Below are 26,985 nucleotides of genomic sequence, written 5' to 3' on the forward strand. Positions count from 1 at the left end.
CGGACCGGCCCCTACGGCGTGTACACCGTCGGCCGGGGCGCCGTCGGCATGCCGGCGCCGATGAAGAAACTGGTGTGCGGGGGCTGGTTGTAGGCGGTGTTCTGCCAGGCCAGACCCGTGCGGTACATCGTGTCGTGCAGCAGGGTCGTGATCTTCGTGCTCGTCTCGATCGGGGTCGAGTGGATCCGCAGGGCCGTGTTGCCGCTGGTGCGCCAGACGACCTCTTCGCGCCAGTCGCCGAGGATGTCGCCGGAGAGGGCGGGAGTGGCCTTGGTGCCGTTGTTGGAGGAGACCCCGGAGCCGGTCAGCAGTCTGGTGTCCGAGGAGGTGCCGTACTTGTCGATCCGGGTGCCGTCGAGGAGTTCACGGACCGGGTCGCCGTCCCACCAGGAGAGGAAGTTGACGGAGGAGGGCTCGCGGCCCTTCGTCGCGCCCGCCTCGTCGCGGATGGAGGAGTCGGAGGCGGACCACATCTCGGGCCCGTCGTTGCCCGCGTAGATGTCCCCGGCGACGCCCCGGCCGTTGTCGCAGCAGGCGGCGAGCTGCCAGCGGACCGCGCCGTTGGCGGGGTTGATGTACAGCTCGGCGGGCTGGGACGTCGACTCCGAGACCTTGAAGTACTCCAGGCCGGAGGTGGACGCGTCGAGGTCGCCCAGGTGCTGGGCGTCGCCGTGGCCCGCCCTCGTGGTCCACAGGCCGTTGCCGTTGTCGTCCACGGCCATCGCGCCGTACACGATCTCGTCCTTGCCGTCGTTGTCGACGTCACCGACCGAGAGACTGTGCGAGCCCTGTCCGTCGTAGCCACGACCGCTGTTGGTGGAGGAGTTGGTGTCGAAGGTCCAGCGGCGGGTGAAGGAGCCGCCCCGCCAGTCCCAGGCCGCTATCACCGTACGGGTGTAGTAGCCGCGCGCCATGATGAGCGAGGGCCTGGCACCGTCCAGGTAGGCCGTCCCCGCGAGGAAGCGGTCGACCCGGTTGCCGTACGAGTCGCCCCACGCCGAGACCGTGCCGCGGGCCGGGACGTAGTCCACGGTCTGCATCGCCCTGCCGGTCTGGCCGTTGAACATGGTCAGGTACTCGGGGCCGGACAGGATGTAGCCGCTGGAGTTGCGGTGGTCGGCGGAGGAGCTGCCGATCACCGTCCCCGCTCCGTCGACCGTGCCGTCCGCCGTCTTGGCGGCGATCTCGGCCTTGCCGTCGCCGTCGTAGTCGTACACCTGGAACTGCGTGTAGTGCGCGCCCGAGCGGATGTTGCGGCCCAGGTCGATGCGCCACAGGCGGGTGCCGTCGAGCTTGATGCCGTCGATGATCGTGTTGCCGGTGTAACCGGACTGGGAGTTGTCCTTGGCGTTGGTCGGCTGCCACTTCAGCACGAACTCCAGGGCGCCGTCGCCGTCCAGGTCGCCCACGGAGGCGTCGTTGGCCTCGTAGGTGTACGCGACGCCGTCCGGGGTGGTCCCGCCGGCGGGCGCGCTGATCGGCACGTCCTTGTAGCCGGTGCGGAGTTGGACCGCGTGCACCGAGTCGCCCTGTTCCACGCCGTTCACGATCGCGCGGACCGTGTAGTCGGCCTGGGCGGGGGCGCCGGAGTGGAAGTAGTTCGTCGAGCCAGTGATCGGGGCCGAGTTGACCAACGCGCCGGCCCGGTAGACGTTGAACGACACGTCGTTCGGGTCGGTGCCCAGCCAGCGCCAGCTGACCAGGTTGCCGCTGTCGACGTGGACGCTGGCCACGCCTCGGTCGAGGGCCTCGACCTGGCGGGCCGTGGCGGCCTCGGCGGGTGTGCCGGTGAACGTGGTGAGTCCGGCGGCGACGAGGGCCGCCGTCACAAGCGAGCGCAGGGCTCGGCGTCTGTGGTGCCTGTGCGGGTGCTGCACGTGACGAACCTCCAGAAAGGACGGACGGGTTCCGCACTCTCAGTCGCCGCCGTTCCCGGCCACGTTGCCGTATCTTTCGGCCAGTTCGGCCACGGTCCGGGCGATCCTTCCGCGCAGCTCGGCCTGTTCCAGCACCTCGATGTCGGCGCCCAGCCGCAGAAACTCACCGTGCGCGTGCTCGACCGACTCGATGGGCACTCCGACCGTGGTCCACCCGTCGTCCCCCGTACCCCTGTCGACCCGCACCGCCCGGGAGACGCAGCCAGGTCGAAGCCGTCCGGGCGCGTGAACTCCTCGTCCGAGGCGTCGAGTTCGAGACTCTGGTCGACGCGGTACGTACGCGGTCCGGGGACGGCGACGACGTACCGGCGGCCCGCCTTGAGGACGAGGCCGTACGCCTCCAGGCGGCGCTCCACATCGGTCTACGGGGCGAACGGGCCGACCAACTGGATCATGGAGTTCAGGCGGCCGGCGGTGTCCTGAGCGCCGATCGCTCTCAGGTCTTGCGGAACGCCCGCAGGCTGAACTCCGGGTCCGGGCGCGGCCGGTCCTGGTCGGGGAGGGCCGCCAGCCGTACCGCGTAGTCGTCGGCCAGCGGATCGCCGGGCGGGAGGGTGACGAACCAGCCGCGGCGCAGGTCGGCGACGGTGCGGCGCGGGCTGCGGCCCTGGCCGCGGCCCGGGAAGCGGGCATGTCCGGCGACGCGCAGACCGTGTTGGTCGGCGTACTTCTCGACGGCCGCCGCGGGGTCCATGGCCGGGGCACGGGGGCGCTGGGCCAGAACGGCGTCGATGTCGCTGCCCACGTTGTGGGAGGCCGCCTTGTCGACGGTGGTGACATAGACACCGCCGGGGCGGAGCACCCTGGCGCACTCGCCGACCACGGCCCGTACGTCTTCGGGGCCGCGCAGCAGATGCAGCAGCCACACGCTGGTCACGGCGTCGAACTCCCCGTCGCGGAACGGGAGTCGGCGGCCGTCACCGATCACGACGGAGCCGGGCAGCCGGGCGGCGGCCCGGCTCGCCATCGCGTACGTGAGGTCGACCCCCGTGACCCGTATCCCGTCCCGCTCGGCCGCGAACCGCCGGGTCACGATCCCGGTGCCGCAGGCGATGTCGAGCAGCCGGCGGGTGCCCTCGGGGACGAGGCCCAGTACGGCCCGGGCGGCGGCCTCGGCCCGGGGCTCGCCGCCGCGCAGGGCGTCGTAGTCGCCGGCCTCCTTGTCGTAGTCCAGCACCCGCCTCAGCTCGCTCCGTGGCCGGGCGCGAGCGCCTCCACCCTGCGGGCCAGCGCGAAGTCCTTCTCGGTGACGGCGTCGCCCGCGCTGTGCGTGCTGATGGTCAGCGAGACGGTGTCGTAGCCAAGGGTGAGGTCGGAGTGATGGCCCAGCTCCTCCTGCGTCTGGGCGATGTGCACGACCAGCGCGGTCGCCGCGAAGTGCGAGCCCAGCCGGTAGGAGCGGGCGATCCGATCCCCGTCCAGCGACCAGCCGGGCAGCTCCGCCAGCCGGGCCTCGATCTCGTTCTGCGACAAGGGTTCGACGGGCATGGCCCACTCCTTCCGAAACGTCCCCTCCGTGACGGGCGGTCCCTCCCAGCCTGCCACAGCCCGGCCGCCGGGTCCCTGGTCAGGCGGCCGGGCGACGGCCCGGGCGTACGCATTCGGCCGCACGAACAAGGATCGGGGTCGAACGCGTGCGGGTACGGGTACGGGTACGGGTACGGGTACGGGTACGGGTACGGGCGAGCGTCGGAGCCGTACGCGTTCGGCGGCGACCGGCGATCAGGCGCGTGCGCGACCGGCGCTCAGATCCGTACGCACTCCGCCGCGAAGTCGTCCGCCAGGACGGTGATCTCGGCGCGGCCCTCCGTCGCCGCCACCCACTCCTGGGGCAGGCCGTGGTCGCCGTAGAGGGCACCGAGGAGGTTGCCGCAGATGGAGCCGGTGGAGTCGCTGTCGCCGGAGTGGTTGACGGCGAGGAGCAAGGCCTCGGTGACGCTGTGAGTGGCGAGGGCGCAGTAGAGGCCCATGGCGAGGGCCTCCTCGGCGATCCAGCCGGCGCCGAGGGACTCGACCTTCTCGGCGGTGGGCGCGCCCTCGGCGGCCAGGTCGAGAGCGCGGGTCAGCGCCGTGGTGGTCTCCTCGTGGCCGGGGTGGCGGGCGAGCAGCCGCAGCGAGCGGAGCACGGCGCCCTCCAGGGACTCGTCGGCCACCAGGTACGCCACGATCGCGGCGAGGACTCCGGCCGCGTAGTAGCCGGTGGGGTGGCCGTGGGTCATCCGGGCAGACAGCACGGCCCGCTCGAACGCGGTCTCGGCCGGGACGCGGGCCAGCCCGAAGGGGGCCGAGCGCATGACCGTGCCGCAGCCCTTGGAGTCGGGGTTGATGGGCCCGGGCCGCCCCGGCGGGACGGCCGGTTCGGCGCGGTACGGCTGGGCGAGGCCGGACAGGCAGGCGTTGCCGGGGGCGCGGAGGGCGTACAGCCACCGCTGGGCGGCGAGGCCGGAGACGGCGCGCGGGTCGGGGCCGGACTTGCGCTGGGTGTCGAGCCAGCGGCCGTAGGCGCCCCGGACCAGGTCGGACCAGGTACCGTCGGCGCCCTTGAGCCGCTCGTGCTCGTGGGCCTGGTGGAGTCCCTCGACGGTGAAGAGGGTCATCTGGGTGTCGTCGCTGACCCGCCCCACGACCCCGTCGCCGTCCGGCACGAGCCCGGTCACGCCGCGGTCGCCGTGCGTGGACCGGATGTGCTGCAGCGAGGCGAACTCGATCGGATAGCCGAGCGCGTCCCCGACCGCGCCGCCCAGCAGGCACCCTCGCACCCGCGACCGGTAGACGGCCGTCGCCTCCCAGGACGGGTTCCACGGGTTGTACACGAGCCACTCCTCGATCGCCTCGGTTACGTTCTTCGCATGACCATTGTCCCGACCGGTTCCGCAGGCCGTCCCACCACCCCTTCCGACCAGGGCGTGGGCCCGCTGCTTCGGGCCTGGCGGGAGCAACGACGGGTCAGTCAGCTGGAGTTGGCGTTGCGCGCCGGTTCCTCGGCACGGCACGTCAGCTTCGTCGAGACGGGTCGCTCCCGCCCGAGCGAGGAAATGGTGCTACGGCTCGCCGAGCACCTGGACGTACCGGTACGGGAGCGCAACGCACTGCTCCTCGCGGCCGGTTACGCCCCGCGCTATCCGGAGACCCCGTTGGACGACCCGTCGATGGACGCCCTGCGTGAGGGCGTGGAACGGCTGATCCAGGGCTACGAGCCGTATCCGGCGCTGGTGATGAACGCGACGTACGACGTCATGGCCGCCAACCGGGGTATCTCCATGCTGCTGGACGGCGTTCCCGAGTCGCTTCTCGTGCCGCCGCTCAACGCGATGCGGCTGACCCTCCACCCCGAGGGCCTGGCGCCACGCATCCAGAACCTGCGCGCCTGGCGCGGACACCTGCTGGAGCAGATGGAACGCCAGATCGCGCTGCGCCGCTCGGAACCGCTGCGCGCGCTGTACGAGGAGGTGGCGGCGTACCCGCTGCCGCCGGGCACGCCTGACGACAAGCCCGGCGAGGAAGCCGGGGCGGAGGCGAGTGCCTACTTCGCGCTGCCGATGCGGATCGAGCACGAGGGCCGGGTGCTCTCCTTCATCTCCTCGGTCTCCACGTTCAACACCCCCATGGACGTGACCGTGGCCGAGCTGGCCATCGAGACGTTCCTCCCGGCCGACCCGGCGACGGTCAAGTACCTTCACGCGCTGCTGTCCTGACGTGTTTTCAGCGGACGGTCAGTTCTCCGTCGCGCGGAGGGCGACGTACTGCACCGCCGCGAACCCGGCCACGGTCAGCGCTTGGAGCAGTGTCCACACCGCGCCCGCCGTGCTCGGCGTCAGCCACAGCACCAGGGCGACGAGGCTGAGGACCGTCCAGGCGAGGTTGGCCTCGATCACGGCCCGTACGGGCAGCGTCGGAGGACGCTCCCGCGTAGCCGGCAGGGCGACGCCCGCCGCGTACACCGCAAGAAACACGCCAAGTGCGACGAGCAGTCCGGAGTCGACGCCGAGGAACCGGCCGAGAGGTCCGGCCGCGGTGAGGTAGGCGAGCCCGTTCGCCCCGGTCACCACGGCGTCCACGGCCAGGAAGCGGCGCAGCATGGTCCGGGGGTCCGTGGTCCGGGCGAGCACGGCGAGCTGGGTCGTGGACATGGCGAATCACTCTCCGTCGAGGGGGAAATCGGGAAAACCGGAGGGGGACCGGGAAGACGGCCGGAAGGTCGGCGGTCGAGCGCGGACCGCCGGGACCGGATCCCGGACCGGAGTGCGCCGGCCCGGAACCCGGTGACATCACCTTGCCGCGCCGGGCGTACGGCGGTCGATTACCTCCGAGGTCATGGCACCCCGTACCCTGTGCGGTTGTCATGGCGGCCGACCGCCGGAATCGACGCGTCGAACCGCCCGGGCAACCGGAATCCGGGGCGTCGCGTTCCGGCCGACCCTGTGAGATGTCCACCGGAACATGACAGACTGTTCGTGTATCTCGGCGCGTGGGGAGGCGTGGCGTGAGTGAGCGGCGGGCCGCGCCCACCGTGGGTCAGGTGGTGCTCGGAAGACGACTCCAGGAACTACGGGAGGCCTCCGGGCTCAGGCGTGAGGAGGCGGCACGCGTCCTGCGGGTCGCCCCGGCGACCGTGCGGCGCATGGAGACCGCCGACGTCGCGCTCAAGATCCCGTACGTCCAGGTCCTGCTGACGACGTACGGCGTCGCCGAGCACGACGTCGCCGCGTTCGTGACGCTGGCCGAGGAGGCGAACAAGCCGGGGTGGTGGCAGCGGTTCCACGATGTGCTGCCCGACTGGTTCAGCGTGTACGTCAGCCTCGAGGGCGCGGCGCATCTCATCCGGCAGTACGAGCCGCACTTCGTGCCGGGGATGTTGCAGACCGAGGAGTACGCGCGGGCCGTGATGGAGGCCGGGACCGTCGGCCAGACCGGTCCCGAGACGATCGAACGCCATGTGTCGCTGCGGATGGCCCGGCAGAAGCTCCTCACCCAGGAGAAGCCTCCGCATCTGTGGGTGATCATGGATGAGACGGTTCTCGTACGTCCGGTGAGCATCCGCTCCCAGGTGATGCGCGACCAGATCGACCGGCTGCTGGAGATCACCGAGAAGGACCACGTGATCCTCCAGGTCTGCGAGTTCGCCAGCGGGCCCCACCCGGGCACCTACGCCCCCTTCTCCCTCTTCCGCTTCGCCGAACCGGAACTCCCCGACATGGTCTACACCGAGTACCTCACCGGCGCCCTCTACCTCGACTCCCGCACCGAGGTCGCCCTCCACCTCGAAGTGCTCGACCACATGGCCGCGCACGCTGCTTCCGCGGAGCGGACACGAGAACTCCTGAAGCGCTACCGCGAGAAGTACTGAGCCCCGGCTGATCGCGGGTCACGGTACGACCCCGGCCTACACCGCTCCGCCCTTCGGCCCCTTCTCGTCGTCCACGATTTCCGCGTCGACCACGCCCTCCTCCTCGGTGGGACCGGGGCTCGGCTCGTCGGCCGAACCGCCGGAGGCCGCCGCCGCCGCGTACATGGCCTGGCCCATGCGTTGGCTGACGGTCGCCAGGTGTTCGGTGGCGGCGCGAAGGGCGGCGGTGTCCTCGGGGGTCTCCAGAAGGCGTTTCAGGTCGGTGATGGCGGCCTCGACCTCGGAGCGGCTGTCGGCGGGGACGCGTTCCTCGTTGTCACGGAGGAACCTCTCCGTCTGGTAGACGAGTTGCTCGGCGTGGTTGCGGGTCTCGGCGGCCTCGCGGCGCCGGCGGTCGTCGTCGGCGTACTGCTCGGCCTCCCGCATCATGCGGTCGATGTCGTCCTTGGGGAGGGCGGAACCACCGGTCACCGTCATCTTCTGTTCGCGACCGGTCGCCAGGTCCTTCGCCGACACGTGCATGATGCCGTTCGCGTCGATGTCGAAGGCCACCTCGACCTGCGGCACCCCGCGCGGCGCCGGAGGCAGGCCGGTCAGGTCGAAGACGCCGAGCTTCTTGTTGTACGCGGCGATCTCCCGTTCGCCCTGGTAGACCTGGATGCCGACCGAAGGCTGGTTGTCGACGGCGGTGGTGAAGATCTCCGAACGCCGGGTCGGGATCGTCGTGTTGCGTTCGATGAGCTTCGTCATGATGCCGCCCTTGGTCTCGATGCCCAGGGACAGCGGGGTGACGTCGAGCAGCAGGACGTCCTTCACGTCGCCGCGGATGACGCCCGCCTGGAGCGCGGCGCCCACGGCCACCACCTCGTCGGGGTTCACGCCCTTGTGCGGGTCCTTGCCGGTGAGGTCCTTCACCAGATCGGTGACGGCGGGCATCCGGGTCGAGCCGCCGACGAGGATGACGTGGTCGATCGCGGCGAGCTTCACCCCCGCGTCCTTGACTGCCTGATGGAAGGGCGTCCTGCAGCGGTCGAGCAAGTCGGCGGTCAGCTCCTGGAACTGAGCACGCGTCAGTTTCTCCTCCAGGTGGAGCGGGCCCTCGGCGGAGGCGGTGACGTACGGAAGGTTGATGGACGTCTCGGAGGCGCTGGACAGCTCGATCTTGGCCTTCTCGGCGCCCTCGCGCAGCCGTTGCAGCGCCATCTTGTCGTTGCCGAGGTTGATGCCGTACTGCCCCTGGAAGCGTTTGACGAGGTACTCGACGACCCGCTGGTCCCAGTCGTCGCCCCCGAGGCGCGTGTCACCGTTGGTGGCCTTCACCTCGATGACCCCGTCGCCGATCTCCAGGAGGGAGACGTCGAAGGTGCCGCCGCCGAGGTCGAAGACGAGGACGGTCTGCTCCTCGCCCCGGTCCAGGCCGTACGCGAGGGCCGCGGCCGTGGGCTCGTTGATGATCCGCAGGACCTTCAGGCCCGCGATCTCCCCGGCCTCCTTGGCCGCCTGCCGCTGGGCGTCGTCGAAGTACGCGGGCACGGTGATGACGGCGTCGGTGACGTCCTCCCCGAGATACGACTCGGCGTCCCGCTTCAGCTTCTGCAGAACGCGCGCGGACAGTTCCTGGGCCCGGTAGCGGGTGCCGTCCACGGAACCCTGCTCGGGAAACCGCCAACCGGCGTCACCCATATGGCGTTTGACGGAGCGCGCGGTACGTTCCACGTTCGTCACGGCCTGCCGCTTGGCGACCTCGCCGACCAAGACCTCGCCGTTCTTGGCGAACGCCACCACCGACGGTGTGGTCCGCTGCCCCTCCGCGTTGGCGACGACGGTGGGTTCGCCGCCCTCCAGTACGGCCACCACCGAGTTCGTCGTACCGAGATCGATCCCGACCGCACGCCCCATCGCCGTCCCCTTCCAGCAAGGTTCCGCCAGGTGTTCCCTACCTCCAGCACAAAACTTGAGTGCGCTCTTGTCAATGGGGCGTACGGCGGTCCGCGGCCGGCTCCGGAGCGTGCGCCGGTCCGTTCGGGAGCCGGAACACGGCGAAAGCCGGACCAGGGCCCTGGGGGCGCCTCGTCCGGCCTTCGGGGTCCGCGGGTCAGGCCAGCTCGGCCGTCAGCGTGATGGTCGTGCCGGTCAGGGCCTGGCTGACCGGGCAGTTCTTCTTGGCGCCCTCGGCCGCCTCCTGGAAGCCGGCCGCGTCCAGGCCGGGGACCTCGCCGCGGACGGTGAGGTGGATGCCGGTGATGCCCTCGCCGGGCTGGAAGGTCACGTCGGCCTTCGTCTCCAGGCGGGTGGGCGGGGTGCCCGCGCCGGTCAGGCCGTGCGAGAGCGCCATGGAGAAGCAGCTGGAGTGGGCGGCCGCGATCAGTTCCTCGGGGCTGGTCTTGCCGTTCGCCTGCTCCGCGCGCGACGGCCACGACACCGGCTGCGAACCGATGCCGGAGGAGTCGAAGGTGACGGTGCCGGTGCCCTTGAGGAGCTCGCCTTCCCAGACCGTGTGTGCGGTGCGCGTGGTTGCCACGATGAGTCCTTTCGATGGGGTCCCGTTGCCGGGTTCCGTCCCCCCATCCGATCACACTCCGGCGCGTCCGAGGCTCATCTCACCCTGAACACCGGCCCCCGCGCGGTGAACGGCAGACGAGCGCCTTGTCGAACGGCGACGCAGCGGGCGGCGAGGGCGAACCGGTCGGGCTGTTCGCGCACGCCCTGCGCCGCCGGGACGTGCCCGAAGCCGAGGTGGAGGGCGGCGTGGGCGGTGGCCCAGGCCCAGGCGTCGGGTGCGGCGAGCCGGTCGTGGTGCATGTGCACCATGCCCTCGCAGTCGACGCGGACGAGTCCGTCACGGGGCGCGAGAGCGCACTTCTCCTTGCGGCACGTGTCGCCGACACCGATGACGATCGCCCCCTTCGGCAGCTCGTGGTTGCCGATACGGCGGTCCAGGATCAGCGAGTAGAAGGCCTTCTGCCCATCCAGGGCGGCCGCGTTCAGCTCGTCCAGGAACAGGCAGTACGGCTCGTCGCGGGCGTTCACCTCCCGCAGGCAGAAGTCCCTGACCAGGGAGGACGAAGGCCGCGCTGGATGTGCGCCGTCCGGTACGAAGAGTGTGGACCGGTCGCTGCGCGTGCCGCAGCCGATCTTTTGTGGGTCGGGTGCCTATGCGTCTGCCGGGTTCTGTGCTTTGGCGGGTGCGGGCTGTTTCGTGGCTGGTCGCGCAGTTCCCCGCGCCCCTTCAGGGCGCTCCTGCCCAGCCAGAGGCACCTGGGGGCCGTCCGCTTCGCGCAACCAACGTCGTAGTACTCGATGGATGTGCTCCGCGCCGACCAGGTCCTCGTCCTCCTCCACCGGCTCGGACAGGGCCAGGGGGGACATGAGGAAGGGGCGGGACTGGCAGCCGCCCAGGCCGCCGTGGGAGCCGATCTGTTCCTCGAAGGCGAGGACTTCGTCGTCGGCGGGGTCGTACCAGGAGTTGACCATGATGTCGGCGGTGTGCGGGAAGCCGTGGGTGCGGCGTACGGCGTCGGCGGCGCCGGGTCCGAAGTCGGCGAGCGGGCCCGGGTGTTCGTCGCTCAGCTCACCGATCGGGACCTCCGCGCCGTGCGCGCCGAGCACGACACCGCCGTGCTCCTCGCTGCGGACGAGGACGAAGCCGATGCCGGGGTGGTTGGCGAGGGTGGAGAGCAGGGCCGGGTGGCGGGCGTCGATCTCCTCGCGGCTCATCCGGTGCGGCACGTCCGGGAAGGAGACGAGACCCAGGTTGCCGGAGGCGAGGACGACCGGCTCGGAGCGGCGCGTCGGCCGGTACTCCTCGACGCCCTCCTCGACGGGGATGCGCAGCGCGGCCCGGACCGCCGCCCGAGCCTCGGCGCCGCTGTGGGTGCGCTGGGCCCGGCGCGGTACGGGCAGGCCGCAGCCGGCGCGGACCAGGTTGCCGAGGGTGAGGCCGTAGCGGCCCAGGAAGGTCTCGCCGGGGCTCTGGCCGTGGTCGGAGAGCAGGACGATCCGGTAGGCGCGCGGGGCGTGTTCGGCGACCTGGGCGATCAACGCGAGGGAACGGTCGAGGCGTTCGAGGACCTTCGCGGCGTCCCGGCTGTGCGGGCCGGAGTGGTGGGCGACCTCGTCGTACGCCACCAGGTCCGCGTAGATCGCCGCGCGGCCCGCGAACATGTCCCCGATCACCGCGGAGACGACGACGTCGCGCTCGACGACGGTCGCGAAGGCGCGGATGAACGGGTAGAAGCCGCCGCGCTTGACGCGGGGCCGCTGCTCGGCGAACCGTGCGCGCGTGGACTGACCGATCTCCCGCAGGACGTCGGCGACGAAGGACATCGCGGTGCGGACGGCGTTGGCCGGGTCGGAGAAATAGGCGAAGTACCCGGCGCGGGAACGGTTCCGCCGCCCCCGGCGGGCCGCGATCGACAGGACGAGCGCGAGTTGCTCGGCGCCGCCGCTGAAGAGGTTGCCGCGGCTGGCGCCGTCGACGGTGAGCAGGCCGCCGTCGCCGGTGCGGTCGATGGCCCGGCGCTGGAGTTCGGCGGCGCTGGAGGGCCGGTTGCAGACCATCACCTCCCGGCTGTCCTTCTCGTACCAGCGGAAGGCCGGCACGTCGTGATTGGTGCCGTGCAGGATGCCGAGCTGGCTGGCGCCGGTCTGGCTGGACCAGTCGGTGCGCCACGGGGTGAGCCGGTGGGTGGGCCGGGGGTGGGTGGGCCGGGAGTGGGTGGTTGCGGCCGACGGCCGGCCGAGCCAAGTGGCCACGGTCGGCATGAGTCCCTTCTCCGTCGCCGCCTCCAGCACGTCGTGGCCGACGCCGTCGAGCTGGAGGAAGAGGGTGCCGGGTCCGGCGGGTCCCGGACGGCCCTCGGCGTGCCTGCGGCGGCGCTCGGCCAGCCGGTACAGACGGCGCCGGTACGCGTCGTCGTCCCGTACGGCGAGGGCACCGCCGGTGGCGGAGGCGACGGCGGACATCACCGCGGCGACCACCACGGCGGTCTCGGGTGCGGCCTCACCCTGGCCGGAGGGGCTGATCCGCAGGGCGAGGACGAGCAGCGAGCCGTTGAGGAAGAAGACGAGCAGGCCGAGGACGAGCGCCGGTACCAGCAACAGCGCCCGCACCAGCAGCGGCCACACGAGCGAGGAGAGCAGGCCGAACGCCCCGGCGCCGAAGGCCGCGGTGACGGCGATCTGCGTGCCGCTCTCGCCGGTCTCGGACTGCAGCCTGAAGTCGGGCAGCGCGCCCGCGAGCACCAGCATCGTCAGCGTGGAGACCGCCCACACGGCCAGCATCCGCCAGACCCCGCTCAGTACCCTTCGCCAACGACCTCCGCCCACGTTCGGCCACCTCGCGTCCTGTTCGTGGGCCCAGACTGTCACACGGGGTGGGGGCGCCGGGGTGGCGTTCCGGGGTGGCATGGGGGCAGGGACGGGGTACGGTCCGCGAACAGCTCTGGGCTTGCTGTCCGTTGCGGGCTGCGGGTCCGTCGTGGCTGGTCGCGCAGTTCCCCGCGTACCTTTCCTGGTGATCCGGCGTTTGGAAGGCGCGGCCCCCACCGCTCAGCGGCCGTCGTAGCCCGCTGTCGGCATGGACAGGCGGCGGTGGACGTGGGCCTTCATCTGAGCGTCGTACGCGGGTTCCGCGTGGCCTACGGTCTCGACGCGGATGCCGCGGCGGGCGCACTCGGCGGTGAAGTCGTCGACGGAGGCGAGGGCACGTTCGAGGACGCGGCGGCTGGGGGCGACGAAGAGGTCGACGAGGCCGGCGTCGACATCGGCCCACAGGGCGCAATGGTCGGGGCGCAGACCGCGTACGAGCAGCTCGCGCGTCACCACATAGCCGCGCTCAGCGGCCCAGCGTGCGCACATGGCGTGCTGGCTGCGGGAGTCGACCAGGAAGGGATCCGCCTCCAGCTCCTCCAACGGCGTCAGGCTCGCTATGGCCGCGACCCGCACCACGGCCCCGCGCCCCGCCGCCCCGCCGCGTCCACGAGCCGCGTCCTGGAACGTCACGCCGGAGCCGCCGCTCCTGTCTTCCTCGTCGCCCATGGTGTCCCCCTCACCTCCGGATCCCGGAGCCCCTCCGGCGGATCAAGCCGCGGACGCGGGGCCCGGCACGCCTGCCCACGGCATGATCCGCCGGACAGGCCCAGGCCGCAGACCCTACTCCAGCCCGTAGGCTCGGGGGAGTAGCGCGAAGGAGGCGAACGGAGTGCCGGTGGAGATCACCTGGTGGGGTCATGCGACCTGCACCGTGGAGGACTCGGGTACGAGGGTGCTGACCGACCCCCTGTTCGCGCGCCGGCTCGCGCATCTGCGAAGGCGCCGGGGTGCGCCACCCCCGGCGGAGGCGGCGGTCGCGGACGTCGCGCTGGTGTCGCATCTGCACGCCGACCATCTGCACGTTCCCTCGCTGGCCCGGCTCGCCCCGGGTACGCGGCTGGTGGTGCCGGAGGGCGCGTCGCGCCAGGTGCCGGGGCTGCGCAGGCTGGCGCATCTCCAGGTCTCCGAGGTGGCGGCCGGGGACGAGCTCAGGGTCGGTGACCTGGTCGTTCGTGCCGTGCCCGCCCGGCACGACGGACGGCGGCTGCCGGTCGGACCGCATCGTTCACCGGCGCTCGGCTTCGTCATCGAGGGCGACGCCCGGACGTACTTCGCCGGGGACACCGGGCTGTTCGAGTCGATGGCCAAGGAGGTCGGTCCGGTCGACGTGGCGCTGTTGCCGGTCGGCGGCTGGGGGCCGTACCTCGGCGAGGGCCATCTGGACGCGGGGCGCGCGGCGGAGGCGCTTGCGCTGCTCGCGCCCCGGAGCGCGGTGCCGGTGCACTACGGCACGTACTGGCCGATCGGCATGGACGCCGTGCGCCCCCATGAATTCCACGCCCCCGGCGAGGAGTTCGTACGCCTCGCCGCCGCATGTGCCCCCGAAGTGGCCGTGCACCGGCTGGGACACGGGGAAAGCGTACGACCGGGGGTGGCGCGATGAGACGCCGGCCGACAGAGTTCGCAGGGGTCACGGAGGAGGCCCGGTGATCGTCCTGGCCTCCGTGAGCACGCCATTGCCGTACGCGTCCACACAACAGGCGATCGGCTATCCGACGCTGTTCCTGCTGGTGCTGGTCGGGGCGCTGGTGCCGGTGGTGCCGACCGGGGCGCTGGTCAGTTCGGCGGCCGTGGTGGCGTTCCATCAGGCGGCGCCGTTCGCACTGCTGCTGGTTTTCGTGGTGGCGTCGGTCGCCGCGTTCCTCGGGGACATCGCGCTGTACTGGCTGGGGCGGCGCGGGATGGGCTCCAAGAACGGTTCGCGCTGGCTGGAGGCGATCCGCCGCCGGGCGCCGGAGGACCGGCTGGCGCAGGCGCAGGCGAAGCTGGACGACCACGGGGTGACCGTGCTGGTGCTGTCCCGGCTGATGCCGGCCGGGCGTATCCCGGTGATGCTGGCCTGTCTGCTGGCGGAGATGCCGTTGCGGCGGTTCGCGCGGGGGAATCTGCCGGCGTGCCTCGCGTGGGCCGTGACGTATCAGCTGATCGGCATCCTGGGGGGCTCGCTGTTCAAGGAGCCGTGGGAAGGGGTGCTGGCGGCGGTCGGGCTGACGCTGCTGCTCAGCGTGGTGCCGAGTGTGTGGCGCCGGGTGGTCCGCTGAGAACCGGTGCGAGCTCGGGGCTTGTTGCGCGTTGCGGGCTGCGGGCTGCGGGCTGCGGGCTGCGGGCTGCGGGCGCGTGGGGGACGAGCGCGGGTGCGCCCCGCCGCCCAGTCCAGCACTCGGGATCCGCCCACCCGGCAGGTCCCACAGGTTCTCTCGGGGCAGGCCCGCCGCCTTCCATGCCGTGCGTACGCGCGTGAGCGGTTCCAGGACCGGTTCCGCCGACAGGACGAACGTGGCCCAGTGCATGGGGGCCATGCGGTGGGCGCCCAGGTCCCGGAAGGCGCGGACCGCTTCCTCCGGGTCGCAGTGGACGTCGCTGAGCCACCAGCGGGGGTCGTAGGCGCCGATCGGCAGGAGGGCGAGGTCGATGCCGGGGTAGCGGCGGCCGATGAGGGGGAACCAGTGGCCGTAGCCGGTGTCGCCGGCGAAGTAGAGGCGCTTGCCGTCGGGTGCCGTGAGGGCCCAGCCGCCCCACAGCGAGCGGCATGTGTCGGTGACAGTGCGCTTGGACCAGTGGTGGGCCGGTACGAAGTCGAAGCGGACACCGTCGAGTTCGGCCGCCTCCCACCAGTCCAGCTCGGTGACCCGGCTGAACCGGCGCCGCCGGAACCAGCGGCCGAGTCCGGCGGGCACGAGTACCGGGGTGTCGCGCGGGAGTCTCGCCAGGGTGGGGGCGTCGAGGTGGTCGTAGTGGTTGTGGCTGATGACGACCGCGTCCACGCGGGGCAGCTCGTCCCGGCCGAGGCCGACGGGGGTGATCCGGGCCGGGGTGCCGAGGATCCGGCGGGACCAGACGGGGTCGGTGAGGACGGTGAGCCCGCCGATCCGCACCACCCAACTCGCGTGCCCCGCCCAGGAGACGGCGACGGTGCGCGTGTCCACCCGGGGCAACGGGCCGGGCTCGTACGGCAGTCGCGGGATGTCGGCGAGCCCGTCGGCTCCCGGCCGGACCGAGCCCTCGCGGGAACCGGGCGATGGCCTTCAGGCCGGGGAGGGGTGTGGTCAGCAGGTCGGCGAAGGGGCGAAGGACCGGGGCCGGCGGCGCCGCTCGTCGAGCGGGCGGGGCTCAGCGAGCGGCGGGGGTGCGAGCGGATGGGCGAAGGGTGACATGGACGCCGGATCGTCGGTGTCCTCAGTGGTCGTCGTGGAGGTGGTGGCCGACGTGGTGGCTGACCTGGTGGCTGACCTGGTGGCTGAGGTGGTCGACTCGGACTGCCGCGTCATCGAGGAGGGTCTCCAACTGTGGCGGGTTTTGCTTAGGGATCCATATGGATGCTGTGTAGCAGAGTCGGTGTGGATCTGCGGGTGATTCCGCCCAGCTTCCAGCGATGGTGTGGTGTTCATGCCGGTATGGGGATGGTGGGTGCGGTCGGGGTCGTAGGTTCCTCGGCATGGAGCTTCTTCGGTTGGCGGTGGCTGCGCGGCGGGTGGGTGTGCATCCGGGCACGCTGCGGCTGTGGGCGAACGAGGGCAGGGTTCCGGTGGTGTGGGTGGGGCGTGAACGGCGCTTCTCCAGCGAGGCGTTGGATGCTCTGACCGGCTGTCCGGATGCGGGCGGGCGGCGTGAGGCGTTGTATGTGCGGGTTTCGGGCAGCAGCGGGCAGGAGTCGTCGCTGGCCGCGCAGGAAGCCGAGCTGCGCGCATCGGCTTCGGGGGTGGTGGTCGCGGTCTTCAAGGACCGTGCTTCGGGGCTGCGGGAGTCACGGCCGGGGCTTGACCGGTTGCTGAAGCGGGCCGCGAAGGGGGAGTTCACCCATGTGCGGGTCACGCACGGCGACCGGCTGGCCCGCTTCGGTGCGGGCTGGCTGATCCAGGTGCTGGCTCACCACCGCGTCACGGTCGAGGTGTTGCATGCCAAGGGAGCGGCCGGGGGGAGGGAGGAGTTGCTGGACGATTTCATGTCGCTGGTGGCCACCTTCGCCGGCCGTATGTACGGGATGCGCTCGCGTGAGGCGCGCCGGAGGCTTCTGGCCGAAGCCGGGGGCCGCGTGCAGCATCCTGCCCCCGGAGCCGGGGTTGCGGGTGAAGTGCGTGGCTAGGTTGATGGCGACGGCGACGTGCACGGCGTTCTCGGGGGTGCTGGAGGCTACGGGTGAGCGGGTCGGTCAGCGGGTCCTGCTGGAACGGGTGGGGTTTCTGGCGGAGTTGAGCCGCGAGCTGACGGGTGCTCTGGTGGCCGCGCGGTGGGATGAGGAGTCCCTGGACGTGCTGGCCGCTGGGGTGGACGGGCAGGGTGAGGCACTGCCGTCCAAGGGCTGGATGGCCATGCGCCGCCTGAACTGGCCGCAGGACGTGCCGTCCCCGGCGGGGGTGTATGTCTCGGACCGGGTGCGCCGGGGCGTGGAGGAGTACGCGGCGCGCACCCTGCGCCTGGCCCTGCACCGCCGCAGCATCGTGGCAGCGGTGCTGGCCACCTGGCCCGCCGATCCTTGGCGGCGCACCGAGGCGGAGTGGACCGCACTGCGCAAGCTGCTGCCCGCCGGGGTGAGCGGCGCCGAAATCCGCAACCGCACCCGCCAGATCCGCGCCTACGCGACCGGGCACGGGCGCCTGCCCGCCGGGTTGTGTGTACTGGAGGGGCCGCCGCAGGTCGCCCCCCAGGTGCTCCTTGCTGCGATGGACCGCCAGCAGGTCACCCTTCATCGGGTGGATGCGGCCACCGCCCGGCTGCGGGTCAAGCTCCCCCTGCACGCCGCCCCCGCCACGGGGCGGGACTGGGCCTGGCACGTGATCGACATCCGGCTGCCCGGCACGATCGCGCCGGATGCGGTGCTGCACACTCCGACCCTGCGCCCCACCCCGGCGGGGAGGATCGCCGTCGACCTGCCCCACTCCCGGCCCGTGACGGCCACCAAAGCGAGCGGGCACACCGTGGCGCTCGGCTTCGACTGGGGCGTCAACACGCTGCTCACCGGCACGCTCGGCCGCCTGACCGGCCCCGGCCAGGCCAGGCGGGTGGTCACCGACGGGCGGCCCCTGGTCTTCGACGCCACCACCATCAGCGCCGCCCTGCACCGGCTGCGCGGCCACCGCGAACACCTCGCCGCCAAACGCGACCACTACCGAGCCCTGGCCGAGGGGCTCGGCTCCCCGCACCGGGCCTGGGCCGGACACCTCGACCGGGTACGGGTGCTGGAGGCCGAGCACGCGCGGGTGTGCGCGCGGATCAGGCACCTGAACGCCGCGCTGGCCCGGGCGGCGGCCCGCTGGGCTGTTGACCAGGCCGTAGCACTCGGCGCGTCCGTCATCTACCTCGAAGACCTCGCCACCCTGGAAGCCCGCGGCCACCGCAAGGGCAACGCCCGCCTGTCCGGGCAGGTCCGCGGCACCCTCGCCGAGACGATCCGGCACCTGGCAGCGAAGGCGGGGATCGCGGTCGTCACCGTCCCGGCCCGGGGCACCTCCAAACTCTGCCCCGGCTGCCTGAACACCCTCACCCACCATCCCGCCCCCGACCGGCTGTCCGAACGCGGCTGGAAGTGGGCCCACTGCACCGGCTGCGGCCTGTCCATGGACCGCGACCACGCCGCCGCCCGCCGGATCGTCTCCCGCGGCCTCCTCGCCCAGACCCACACCACCACCGAACGCACCACCGGCACCCGGACCATCCGCACCACCATCGACGCCACCGTCGCCCTGGTGCGCCGCCCGAAGAAGACCACCCGCCGCCTGCGCCGCCAACGCCACACCGAGACGGCCCCGCCCCGCCCCGCCGGGCCGAAGACCACCAAGGGCAAGAGGCACCCCACCCCCACCAGGCCCGCCGGCCCTCATGCCCGACGTACTCGGCCAGCCGCCGAACAGGCCCCGGGCCACCAGACTTCCCGCCGTACGCCCGATGCGCGTACGGTCCCCGCCACCACCCCCACCGGGGTGGTCCAGCGTCCGGCGGGGCATGACACCCAGACACCAGCCGCCACCTCCGGGCCGGTGCCAGGTCATGGAGTACCCGCACCCCACCGAACCGGGCAAGACCCTCTCCCCTCCGGCCGGGTGCGGCTCTCACGCAGAACCTGTCGACGGCGCACCCGCGCCGCCCAGCGGACCGGCTTCCACCACCTGCACACCACCGAAGTCCACCCCCTCACCCCGAGGTTCGGACCACCCGGCGGCAACCGCAGACGGCCACGCCGCGCCCGAAAAGCCTGGAAACCACAGGCACACACAGAGTTCTAGAGACGCTCCCGTCACTGAGCCTCGTCACGAAGGATCGTCGTCGCAGAAGATCGCGGAAGGTCACGGAAGGTCGCTGAAGATCGCTGGAGGTCGCTGAAGGTCGCTGAAGGTCGCTGAAGGGCCCTGGAATCCGCCCTCCAAGGGTCGTCGTCGCTGAGGGCCCCCGAAGGCCGGCCGAGTTCTCGGCCCGGAGCGCCCTCGTCATCGAAGATTCTCGAAAGCCGCTCCGAAAAATGTCAACGCGCGTTCCACATGCGGTAGTTCCAGGGGGTCCGGCGCGTCGAGGACCTGCGCGCGCTCCGCGTCGGTGGAGCCGAGGAATCGATCGGTGGACAGCCGCACGCGCAACTCCCCGAGGTCGTCCCCGAACCGGTGGCCGCCGGGCGCGGGCATCCCGAGCCGGGCGCTGAGGAAATCCTCCGCCTCCTGGGCGTCACCGACGCCGTGCGCGGCGAGGGACGAGCGCAGCGGGGCGAGGTCGGCATACAGGTGCCGTCCGGCGCGCGGCGGCAGGGCGAGCGCCCCGGCGGCCACCACGGCCCGGTGCGCGGCGGCGGCGACCCGCGCGTGCAGACGTACGGCGGCGGCGAGCCGTTCGGTGACGGGGGCGGGCTCGTCGAGGGCGTACGCGGCGGCCGCGGCGACCGGCGTGGCGACCCGGGCGCCCAGCGCGGTGAGCACGTCGAGGACCCGGTCGCGCAGGCCCGCGCCTTCCTTGTCGGCCGGGAACCGGGCGACGGCGGCCGGCCAGCCCGGCGGCAGGAAGGGCCCGGCGAGGTCGGTGACCACGGTGACCCGGTCGGGCAGCATCTCGGCGGGGCTGAGCAGGACGGTGTCGTGCGGATCGTGCACGGTGTCGCGCCAGGTCTCGTCGCTGACCAGGTGCAGCCCCTCCCCCATGGCCGCCTCCATGGTTTCGTGCACCAGTTCGGGCGGGGCCACGGTGGCGGTCGGGTCGTCGGCGACGCACAGCACGAGCAGCCGGGGGTCACCGCCTTCGGCCCGGATCCGGCGCACGGTCTCCAGCAGTGCGTACGGGTCCGGCACGCCCCCGCACTCCGCGGGCGTGGCCACATGGAAGACGGATCTGCCCAACGCCCGTGCCTGCGGCTCCCACCACGCGGCACACGGCCGTGGGAGCAGGACATCGCCGCCGATCGCGGCGGTCAGCGCGAGGAGCAGGGCGGGGGCGCCGGGGGCGGCGACGGCCCTGCCCCGTTCGGTGGGCAGTCCGCGCCGGTCCCAGTAGCCGCAGGCGGCGTCCAGGAGGACGGGATCGCCACCGGGCGGTACGGCGTGGGGATGGCCCGCGGCGGCGGAGAGCACGGAGGCCAGTTCGGGCAGCACGGGCAGTCCCTGGGCGGGAAGGGGCGGGCCGTAGCGGACTGGACCGTGCCCTTCCGGATCCGTCCCCCGCATGTGTGCCTCCGCGCAGTCGTGGTGCGTTGTTCGGCGCTTCGCGCTCCGGAATCGCTCCGGGATGTCGATGGTGCTCCGTCGTGCCGCGAGTGTGCGCCGTTGTGCCACGGAAGGCGTCGTACGCCCCCTCGGCCTGTCAGTACCCGCGCTCACGCGCCCCAAGGGCACCCGGGCGGGTTGCGCCGGTCACAGCGGCGACGTGTCCGGCGGGCCGTTCGCGACTCCGGCCCGCCGAGGGTCCGGCTGACCAGGGTGTGCGGCTGTTCGCGGGTTCGGCCGACTGAGGGCCCGGCCGACAGCGGGGCCGACCCGTCACGACGTCCACCGGTCCCGGCGGCGCAGTCGGTGGACGGCCGCGCCGAGCGCTGCCGCGATGAGGAGGCCGCCGGCGACCATGGCCGGGACGGAGTCGGTGAAGCTACCGCCGCCGCCCGCGTGGACGCCGCGCTGAACCGGAGCGGTGGGGTGGGTGGCGTGGTGGGTGGGCCGGTGTGTGGGCTGGTGGGTCGGTTGATGCGTCGGCTGGTGTGTGGGGTGGTGTGTCGGCTGGTGTGTGGGGCCGTGCTGGTCGCCGCCGAGGGCGACGTCGAAGGCGGCGCTCCACAGTTTGCCCTCGCCGCCGGGGGCCGCCGGGCACAGGCCGTCGACGCCCCACTCGGTGAAGGAGTTCACCGCGTCGGCGCCGGTCTCGAAGTCCGCGGCGGGCGCGATCTTGGCGGTGCCCTGGTAGGAGGGGCCGCCCGCGGAGTCGTCGTTGCCGGGGAGGCGCTGCAGCTTGACGGTGCCCTGTTCGAAGGCCTGTGAGCTGGCGTCGATGGTCTCGGGGGCGGCACCACCGGTCGGATCGCAGGAGACGGAGAACGTGAGCGTGCCGCCCGGTTCGACGGAGTGCGGGTTCACCTCGGCCGCCGGTTCCGCGTACGCGGGCGGGGCGCCGGCGCCCAGGACGGCACCGATCAGGGCGGTGGCGGACAGGACACGGGCTCTGCGGCGCATGGGCGGGGCTCCTTCGGCCGGCTCCGGCGGGCGGGGCACGACCGCCGTGCCCCGCGTCCATCAGAGCGCCGAGCCCGGCGGGGCGCGCGCCGCCGGGCACCATTCGCGGGACGCGGGGCCGCCGAGTGGGTGACCTTGCCCTTGGCTGGGTTGTGTCGTTGCACTTCGCCGGAGTCGGCCGATGGGCGCCATCGGGGTGCCGGGTCCGTTGCCGGGTGCCGGGTCCGTTGCCGGGTTGCCAGATCCTTGCCGAGTGCCGGGTCCGTTGCCGGGTGCCGGGTCCGTTGCCGGGTTGCCAGATCCGTTGCCGGGTGCCGGATCCGTTGCCGGGTGCCGGTGCCGGTGCCGGTGCCGGTGCCGGTGCCGGGTCCGTTGCCGGGTTGCCAGATCCGTTGCCGAGTGCCGGATCCGTTGCCGGGTGCCGGTCCGTGGCCGGGTGCCGGATCCGTGGCCGGGTGCCGGATCCGTGGCCGGGTGCCGGTCCGTCGTGGCTGGTCGCGCCCGCGCGGCGGAGCCGCAGACAGAGACAGCCCCGCGCCCCTGAAAACAACCAGCGGTCTCAGCTGGAAAGGGAGACCAATTCCTTCTCCAAGCCCCTGCCCCTCTTCTCCACCACCGCCGACGCGACGTCCGACAGCTTGCGGTTGGTGCCCTGGGAGATGCGGCGGAGGACGGTGAACGCGGTGTCGGCGTCGCAGCCGAGGACGTGCATGACCATGCCGCAGGCCTGGTCGACGACGGGGCGGGAGCGCAGGGCGGCCCCGAGTTGGTCGAGTTCGGTGAGGGCGGCCCGGTAGGAACGATCGCGGACGATGCAGGTCGCGGCGAGGTCGCCGAGGGCGCGGGCGGGGCCGTGCGGGGCGTCCTCCAGGACGTGGGGGCGGAAGCTGTAGAGGCTGAGGGTCACGGTGAGGCCGGCGCGCCTGAAGGGGAGCGTGACGCTGGAACGCACGCCCGCGTCGAGGGCCACGGCCCGGTACGCCGGCCAGCGTTCCTCCCGCAGCAGATCGGCGGAGTCGACGGGCTCACCGCGCTCCAGCGCGGCCGGGATCGGCCCGTCGCCCGAGCGCAGCTGGACCGCGACGAGTCCGGCGAGGTCGGGGTGGGTGACCGCGGCGGGCCGCTCGGTGCCGCAGTCGGAGACCATGCCGCTGGCGCCGCAGCAGTCGCTGGTGCAACGGGCGGCCTGTTCGACGAGTTCGGAGAGCCTCCTGCCCGGATGTGCGGATTCCGCTGACTCCCGGCCCACACGGCCGAGGTGTTCGCTTTCCGGCATGATGCACGCCTCCTCTTCCGGTCGCCTTCCCGCTCACCTGCGCGGAAAACGAATCTTCCGCTTTCGATCCCGCCGCCCCCTCGACACCTCCCAGGCGTTACGTTCGTCGCATGACGCAGACGGACGAATTCGGTGAGGAACTCGCGGACTTCGTACGCCGTGTCGCTGAGCTCAAGGCGGCCCGCTCGGTGCCGACCGGTGATCTGCCGACGGTCCTGGACGCGGCGATCTTCGAACTCGACCATGTGGCCGACCAGTTGTGGCCCTGGTACGAGCGGCTCACCACGTCGGGGCCGGTCGGTGGTGCCCCGTCCGCAGCGCAGGAACACCAGTTGCTGAAGGCCGTCTTCCAAAGCCTGCCGCTGCCCGTGCTGTTGCTGGACCGCGAGGCGGTGGTGCGACGCCTCAACCGGGCCGCGACCGCCTTCACCGGCGTACGGTCCGGCTATGCGACGGGCCGTCCGCTCAGTGGGTTCCTCGCCCACGCCGACCGGGGCGCGTTCCGCTCCCAGGCGGCGGCCGTGGCCCGCGGCGAGGGCGACCGCAGCCTCAACGTCCACCTCCAGCAGCGCCCCTCGATTCCGGTACGCGCCACGCTCACCGCGCTGCGCCCCGGCAGCGAGCCGCGCAACACCGTCCTCGTCGCCCTGCAGCCCGCGGGGCACCGGATGCCCACCGTCGAGCCCCTCCGCCCGCTGCCCAACCTCACCGAGACCACCCGACACGCGGCCCTGATGGATCTCGTGGACGCCATGACCACGGCTTTGCTCACCGCCCCCGCCGGCGCGGCCCTCGACCGGGCGGCCCACGTCCTGCACGGCCGCTTCGCCGACTGGGTGGTCGCCGACACGGCGACCCCCGGCCTCACGCGTACGACGGTCCTGGGTCCCTCCGAGGAGGAGGCGAAGCTCCTGGAGGCCCAGGACCCCGCAACCTGCCCCCTCGTGGTCACGGCCGCCCGAGGCGGCTCCCCCGCCCTCCAGATCCGCCCCGCCGACCCCGGCGCCTTCGGCCACGACAACTCCGGCGCCCCGGTCCTCGTAAGAGCGAACGTGACGTCCCTGCTGACCGTGCCCCTGGCACCCCTGGGCGGCCCCGTCGGGGGCGTCCTGACCCTCTTCCGCTCAGGAGCCCGCCTGGCCTTCTCCATGGCAGAGGCCCAGGCGATGGACACCATGTCCCGCCATATAGCGCTGGCCATGCGAAGCCCTGCCTAGGGGCGCGGGGCCGTGTCCATGTGCGGCTCCGCCGCGTGGGCGCGACCAGCCACGACGAACCCACGGCACGACTCGATCCCCGCACCCGACGGCGCTAGGCGACATCCCGCATCACCTGATCACGCAACCGGTCACAGCACCGACTGATCAGCCGCGACACATGCATCTGAGAGATCCCCAGTTGCTCCGCGATCCGGCTCTGCGTCATGTCCCCGAAGAACCGCATGTACAGAATCGCCCGCTCCCGCTCCGGCAACGCGGCCAGCCGAGGCTTCACGGCTTCCCTGTCCACCACCGTGTCCAGCGCGGGATCGGCGGATCCCAGCGCGTCGCTCAGCGAGTACCCGTCCTCGCTCCCCGGCAGCTCCGCGTCCAGCGACAGCGCCGTGAAGCTCTCCAGGGCTTCGAGCCCGACCAGGACGTCCTCCTCGCTCATGCTCGCGTGTGCCGCGATCTCCGCGACGGTGGGCCGCCGCCCGGAAATCGTCTGGGACAGGTCCTGACTGGCGAACCGCACGCGGTTGCGCAGGTCCTGGACCCGGCGCGGCACGTGCAGGGTCCACATGTGATCCCGGAAGTGCCGCTTGATCTCACCGGTGACGGTGGGTACCGCATAGCTCTCGAAGGCGTTTCCGAGCTCGGGGTCGTAGCGGTCGACGGCCTTGACCAGGCCGAGCGACGCCACCTGACGGAGGTCCTCGTAGCTCTCCCCGCGGCTCCGGAACCGTCCCGCGAGCCGTTCGGCCATGGGGAGCCACGCTTCGATGATCTGGTCACGCAGAGTGTCGCGCTGCTGACCGGGGGGAAGCGCGGCCAGCTTGCGGAAGGCCTCCGCGGTGTCGGGGGCGTCGTCGTGCGGGTGGTGCTTCGCCTGAGTACGCATAGTGCGTCGCAACTCCCTGGATGGTGCTCTGGGATGGACGGTCACCGTGGGGGCGCGGACGTGTACAGGATCAGACACACCCGTGATGGAAGGTCGCCTCTTCCACGGACGTGCCTCCTGTCCGAAGCACTGTTATGCGCCTGCCCCGGATCATGCACGGCAAACACATTCGGGGTTTTCCCTCTCCCCCGTGGGTGACTCGCTCGGGAGATCACACCCCGGGAGGTCCAGTATGAGCACCACGGTCGCCGATCACATCTTGCGGAGGCTGCGCGAATGGGGAGTCGAACAGGTATTCGGCTACCCGGGCGACGGCATCAACGGTCTGCTCGCGGCCTGGGGACGCGCCGAGGACCAGCCACGGTTCATCCAGTCGCGGCACGAGGAGATGTCCGCGTTCCAGGCGGTCGGCTACGCGAAGTTCTCCGGTCGGCTCGGAGTGTGCGCGGCGACCTCGGGCCCCGGCGCGATCCACCTGCTCAACGGCCTGTACGACGCCAAGCTGGACCATGTGCCGGTGCTCGCGATCGTCGGCCAGACGCACCGCAGCGCGATGGGCGGCTCCTACCAGCAGGAGGTCGACCTGCACACCCTGTTCAAGGACGTGGCCTCGGACTTCGTCGAGACGGTGACCGTGCCCGAGCAGCTGCCGAACGTCCTCGACCGGGCGATCCGCACCGCGTACGCCCGCCGGGCGCCGACGGCCGTCATCATCCCCGGTGATGTGCAGGAGCTGGAGTACTCGGCGCCGACCCACGAGTTCAAGATGGTCCCCTCCAGCCTGGGCGGCAGCGCCTGGACAACGGTGCCCTCGACGGAGTCCGTCGAGCGGGCCGCCGAGATCCTGAACGCCGGGGACAAGGTCGCGATCCTCATCGGGCAGGGCGCCGCCGGGGCCCGCGCCGAGGTGGCGCGGATCGCCGAGCTGCTGGGCGCGGGCGTCGCCAAGGCGCTCCTCGGCAAGGACGCGCTGAGCGACGAACTGCCGTACGTCACCGGCTCGATCGGCCTGCTGGGCACCCGCCCCTCGTACGAGCTGATGCGCGACTGCGACACGCTGCTGACCATCGGCTCGTCCTTCCCGTACTCGCAGTTCCTGCCGGAGTTCGGCAAGGCGCGGGCCGTGCAGATCGACATCGACCCGCACATGGTCGGGATGCGCTACCCGTACGAGGTGAACCTCATCGGGGACGCGAAGGCCACGCTCGAGCGGCTGATCCCGCTGATCGACCCGGAACGGGGCCGCGACTGGTTCGACGAGGTGTGCGCGGGCGTGGCGCGCTGGCGCGAGGTGACGGCGCGCCGGGCGGAGCTGTCGGCCGACCCGATCAACCCGGAGCTCGTGGCCCACGCCCTCGATCCGCTGCTGCCGGACAACGCGATCATCTCCTCCGACTCCGGTTCGGCGGCGAACTGGTACGCCCGGCACATCACCATGCGGGACGGCATGCGAGGGTCCCTGTCGGGCACGCTGGCGACGATGGGCTGCGGGGTGCCGTACGCGATCGGCGCGAAGTTCGCGCACCCGGACCGGCCGGCGATCGCCCTGGTCGGGGACGGCGCGATGCAGATGAACGGCATGGCGGAGCTGATCACGGCGGCCAAGTACAAGGACCGCTGGGAGGATCCGCGGCTGGTGGTGGCCGTCTGGAACAACCACGACCTGAACCAGGTGACATGGGAGCTGCGGGCGATGGGCGGCGAGCCGTCCTTCCTGCCCTCGCAGGAGCTGCCGGACGTCCAGTACGCGGCCTTCGCCCGCTCCCTGGGGCTGACCGGCATCCGGGTGGAGAAGCCCGAGGACGTGGAGGCGGGCTGGCGCGCGGCCCTGGCCGCCGACGGTCCGGCGGTCGTCGAGTTTCTCACCGATCCGGCCGTGCCGCCGATCCCGCCGCACGCCACCTGGGAACAGATGGAGGCCACGGCCGCCTCGGTCCTCAAGGGCGACGCCGACCGGGCGTCCATGGTCAAGCAGGGCTTCAAGGCGAAGGTGCAGGAGTTCCTGCCGGGCAACCGGGAGAAGGGCAAGCGGGAGAAGGGCAAGGGCGGGAAGTAGGCGGAGGCGACAGCGAGCCGACGCCCGGTGTCCCTGGACAC

The 26,985-nt window shown here is 72.1% G+C and carries 23 protein-coding genes and 4 pseudogenes; 9 read left to right on the forward strand and 18 right to left on the reverse strand.

What is annotated here, in order from left to right:
* Positions 1 to 11: 11 nt before the first annotated feature.
* From ACFU53_RS30745 to ACFU53_RS30770, 6 genes and pseudogenes are all read right to left on the reverse strand, one after another.
* Positions 12 to 1,877: a rhamnogalacturonan lyase gene (locus ACFU53_RS30745; protein ID WP_383999484.1), complete on the reverse strand. Its 1,866-nt coding sequence runs from the start codon at positions 1,875 to 1,877 to the stop codon at positions 12 to 14.
* Between the two features lie 39 nt (positions 1,878 to 1,916).
* Entirely contained in the window at positions 1,917 to 2,075 is a 159-nt protein-coding gene (locus ACFU53_RS30750; RefSeq protein WP_383999487.1) for a hypothetical protein, read from the reverse strand.
* 116 nt (positions 2,076 to 2,191) lie between these two features.
* Positions 2,192 to 2,293, reverse strand: a pseudogene (locus ACFU53_RS30755) (transcriptional regulator); the annotation flags it as partial.
* An 80-nt stretch (positions 2,294 to 2,373) separates the two neighbouring features.
* Positions 2,374 to 3,114 (reverse strand): class I SAM-dependent methyltransferase, encoded by a 741-nt coding sequence (locus tag ACFU53_RS30760; protein ID WP_383999490.1) that lies wholly within the window; start codon positions 3,112 to 3,114, stop codon positions 2,374 to 2,376.
* 5 nt (positions 3,115 to 3,119) lie between these two features.
* Positions 3,120 to 3,425, reverse strand: coding sequence for a 4a-hydroxytetrahydrobiopterin dehydratase (locus ACFU53_RS30765; RefSeq protein WP_383999493.1), 306 nt, complete (start codon positions 3,423 to 3,425; stop codon positions 3,120 to 3,122).
* A gap of 257 nt (positions 3,426 to 3,682) precedes the next feature.
* Complete coding sequence (locus ACFU53_RS30770) at positions 3,683 to 4,750, reverse strand: ADP-ribosylglycohydrolase family protein (RefSeq protein ID WP_383999496.1); 1,068 nt, start codon at positions 4,748 to 4,750, stop codon at positions 3,683 to 3,685.
* Positions 4,751 to 4,786: 36 nt separating this feature from the next.
* Between ACFU53_RS30770 and ACFU53_RS30775 the strand changes: the two genes are divergently transcribed.
* Positions 4,787 to 5,632 (forward strand): helix-turn-helix domain-containing protein, encoded by an 846-nt coding sequence (locus ACFU53_RS30775; RefSeq protein ID WP_383999499.1) that lies wholly within the window; start codon positions 4,787 to 4,789, stop codon positions 5,630 to 5,632.
* An 18-nt stretch (positions 5,633 to 5,650) separates the two neighbouring features.
* Here the strand turns inward: ACFU53_RS30775 and ACFU53_RS30780 are convergent, their stop codons facing one another.
* Entirely contained in the window at positions 5,651 to 6,067 is a 417-nt protein-coding gene (locus tag ACFU53_RS30780; RefSeq protein ID WP_383999502.1) for a hypothetical protein, read from the reverse strand.
* A gap of 353 nt (positions 6,068 to 6,420) precedes the next feature.
* Between ACFU53_RS30780 and ACFU53_RS30785 the strand changes: the two genes are divergently transcribed.
* Positions 6,421 to 7,284, forward strand: coding sequence for a helix-turn-helix domain-containing protein (locus tag ACFU53_RS30785; RefSeq protein WP_383999505.1), 864 nt, complete (start codon positions 6,421 to 6,423; stop codon positions 7,282 to 7,284).
* Between the two features lie 36 nt (positions 7,285 to 7,320).
* On the opposite strand, the gene dnaK is transcribed toward ACFU53_RS30785, so the two are convergent.
* From dnaK to ACFU53_RS30815, 6 genes and pseudogenes are all read right to left on the reverse strand, one after another.
* On the reverse strand, positions 7,321 to 9,183 hold the full coding sequence (gene dnaK / locus ACFU53_RS30790; RefSeq protein ID WP_383999507.1) for a molecular chaperone DnaK: 1,863 nt from the start codon (positions 9,181 to 9,183) through the stop codon (positions 7,321 to 7,323).
* A 196-nt stretch (positions 9,184 to 9,379) separates the two neighbouring features.
* Positions 9,380 to 9,805: an OsmC family protein gene (locus tag ACFU53_RS30795; protein WP_012999567.1), complete on the reverse strand. Its 426-nt coding sequence runs from the start codon at positions 9,803 to 9,805 to the stop codon at positions 9,380 to 9,382.
* 125 nt (positions 9,806 to 9,930) lie between these two features.
* Positions 9,931 to 10,164, reverse strand: a pseudogene (locus ACFU53_RS30800) (hypothetical protein); the annotation flags it as partial.
* Positions 10,164 to 10,329 (reverse strand): annotated as a pseudogene (locus tag ACFU53_RS30805) (MoxR family ATPase); the annotation flags it as partial. The pseudogenes ACFU53_RS30800 and ACFU53_RS30805, both read right to left, overlap by 1 nt.
* A 108-nt stretch (positions 10,330 to 10,437) precedes the next feature.
* Positions 10,438 to 12,567, reverse strand: a complete 2,130-nt coding sequence (locus ACFU53_RS30810; protein WP_383999510.1) for a phage holin family protein — start codon at positions 12,565 to 12,567, stop codon at positions 10,438 to 10,440.
* A gap of 267 nt (positions 12,568 to 12,834) precedes the next feature.
* On the reverse strand, positions 12,835 to 13,323 hold the full coding sequence (locus ACFU53_RS30815; RefSeq protein WP_383999513.1) for a hypothetical protein: 489 nt from the start codon (positions 13,321 to 13,323) through the stop codon (positions 12,835 to 12,837).
* 163 nt (positions 13,324 to 13,486) lie between these two features.
* On the opposite strand from ACFU53_RS30815, the gene ACFU53_RS30820 reads away from it, so the two are divergent.
* Positions 13,487 to 14,260 carry an MBL fold metallo-hydrolase gene (locus ACFU53_RS30820; RefSeq protein WP_383999516.1) on the forward strand — a complete coding sequence of 258 codons (774 nt, stop codon included), beginning with the start codon at positions 13,487 to 13,489 and terminating at the stop codon, positions 14,258 to 14,260.
* Positions 14,261 to 14,303: 43 nt separating this feature from the next.
* Entirely contained in the window at positions 14,304 to 14,918 is a 615-nt protein-coding gene (locus ACFU53_RS30825) for a DedA family protein (RefSeq protein ID WP_383999519.1), read from the forward strand.
* Between the two features lie 110 nt (positions 14,919 to 15,028).
* Here ACFU53_RS30825 and ACFU53_RS30830 read toward each other — a convergent pair.
* Positions 15,029 to 16,031: pseudogene (locus ACFU53_RS30830) on the reverse strand (MBL fold metallo-hydrolase); the annotation flags it as partial.
* Here ACFU53_RS30830 and ACFU53_RS30835 point away from each other — a divergent pair.
* The 3 genes from ACFU53_RS30835 (at position 16,030) to ACFU53_RS30845 (ending at position 19,097) form a co-directional block, all read left to right on the forward strand.
* The gene (locus tag ACFU53_RS30835) at positions 16,030 to 16,230 is read left to right on the forward strand and encodes a hypothetical protein (RefSeq protein ID WP_383999522.1); all 201 of its coding nucleotides are present in this window, start codon (positions 16,030 to 16,032) and stop codon (positions 16,228 to 16,230) included. The pseudogene ACFU53_RS30830 and the gene ACFU53_RS30835 sit on opposite strands and share 2 nt — an antisense overlap.
* An 82-nt stretch (positions 16,231 to 16,312) precedes the next feature.
* The gene (locus tag ACFU53_RS30840) at positions 16,313 to 16,960 is read left to right on the forward strand and encodes an IS607 family transposase (RefSeq protein ID WP_383999525.1); all 648 of its coding nucleotides are present in this window, start codon (positions 16,313 to 16,315) and stop codon (positions 16,958 to 16,960) included.
* Positions 16,961 to 16,964: 4 nt separating this feature from the next.
* On the forward strand, positions 16,965 to 19,097 hold the full coding sequence (locus ACFU53_RS30845; protein ID WP_383999528.1) for a zinc ribbon domain-containing protein: 2,133 nt from the start codon (positions 16,965 to 16,967) through the stop codon (positions 19,095 to 19,097).
* Positions 19,098 to 19,298: 201 nt separating this feature from the next.
* Here the strand turns inward: ACFU53_RS30845 and ACFU53_RS30850 are convergent, their stop codons facing one another.
* The 3 genes from ACFU53_RS30850 to ACFU53_RS30860 form a co-directional block, all read right to left on the reverse strand.
* Complete coding sequence (locus tag ACFU53_RS30850; protein ID WP_383999531.1) at positions 19,299 to 20,516, reverse strand: aminotransferase class I/II-fold pyridoxal phosphate-dependent enzyme; 1,218 nt, start codon at positions 20,514 to 20,516, stop codon at positions 19,299 to 19,301.
* A 312-nt stretch (positions 20,517 to 20,828) separates the two neighbouring features.
* Positions 20,829 to 21,512, reverse strand: coding sequence for a PT domain-containing protein (locus ACFU53_RS30855; protein ID WP_383999534.1), 684 nt, complete (start codon positions 21,510 to 21,512; stop codon positions 20,829 to 20,831).
* A 559-nt stretch (positions 21,513 to 22,071) separates the two neighbouring features.
* On the reverse strand, positions 22,072 to 22,788 hold the full coding sequence (locus ACFU53_RS30860; RefSeq protein ID WP_383999537.1) for an ANTAR domain-containing response regulator: 717 nt from the start codon (positions 22,786 to 22,788) through the stop codon (positions 22,072 to 22,074).
* Between the two features lie 110 nt (positions 22,789 to 22,898).
* Here ACFU53_RS30860 and ACFU53_RS30865 point away from each other — a divergent pair, with 110 nt between their 5' ends.
* Positions 22,899 to 24,005, forward strand: coding sequence for a PAS domain-containing protein (locus ACFU53_RS30865; protein ID WP_383999540.1), 1,107 nt, complete (start codon positions 22,899 to 22,901; stop codon positions 24,003 to 24,005).
* A 94-nt stretch (positions 24,006 to 24,099) separates the two neighbouring features.
* Here the strand turns inward: ACFU53_RS30865 and ACFU53_RS30870 are convergent, their stop codons facing one another.
* On the reverse strand, positions 24,100 to 24,888 hold the full coding sequence (locus ACFU53_RS30870; protein WP_383999542.1) for an RNA polymerase sigma factor SigF: 789 nt from the start codon (positions 24,886 to 24,888) through the stop codon (positions 24,100 to 24,102).
* 232 nt (positions 24,889 to 25,120) lie between these two features.
* Here ACFU53_RS30870 and ACFU53_RS30875 point away from each other — a divergent pair, with 232 nt between their 5' ends.
* Positions 25,121 to 26,944: a thiamine pyrophosphate-requiring protein gene (locus tag ACFU53_RS30875; RefSeq protein ID WP_383999545.1), complete on the forward strand. Its 1,824-nt coding sequence runs from the start codon at positions 25,121 to 25,123 to the stop codon at positions 26,942 to 26,944.
* The last annotated feature ends 41 nt before the right edge of the window (positions 26,945 to 26,985 follow it).

The sequence above is a fragment of the Streptomyces sp. NPDC057474 genome (assembly GCF_042802555.1).
GTDB lineage: Bacteria > Actinomycetota > Actinomycetes > Streptomycetales > Streptomycetaceae > Streptomyces.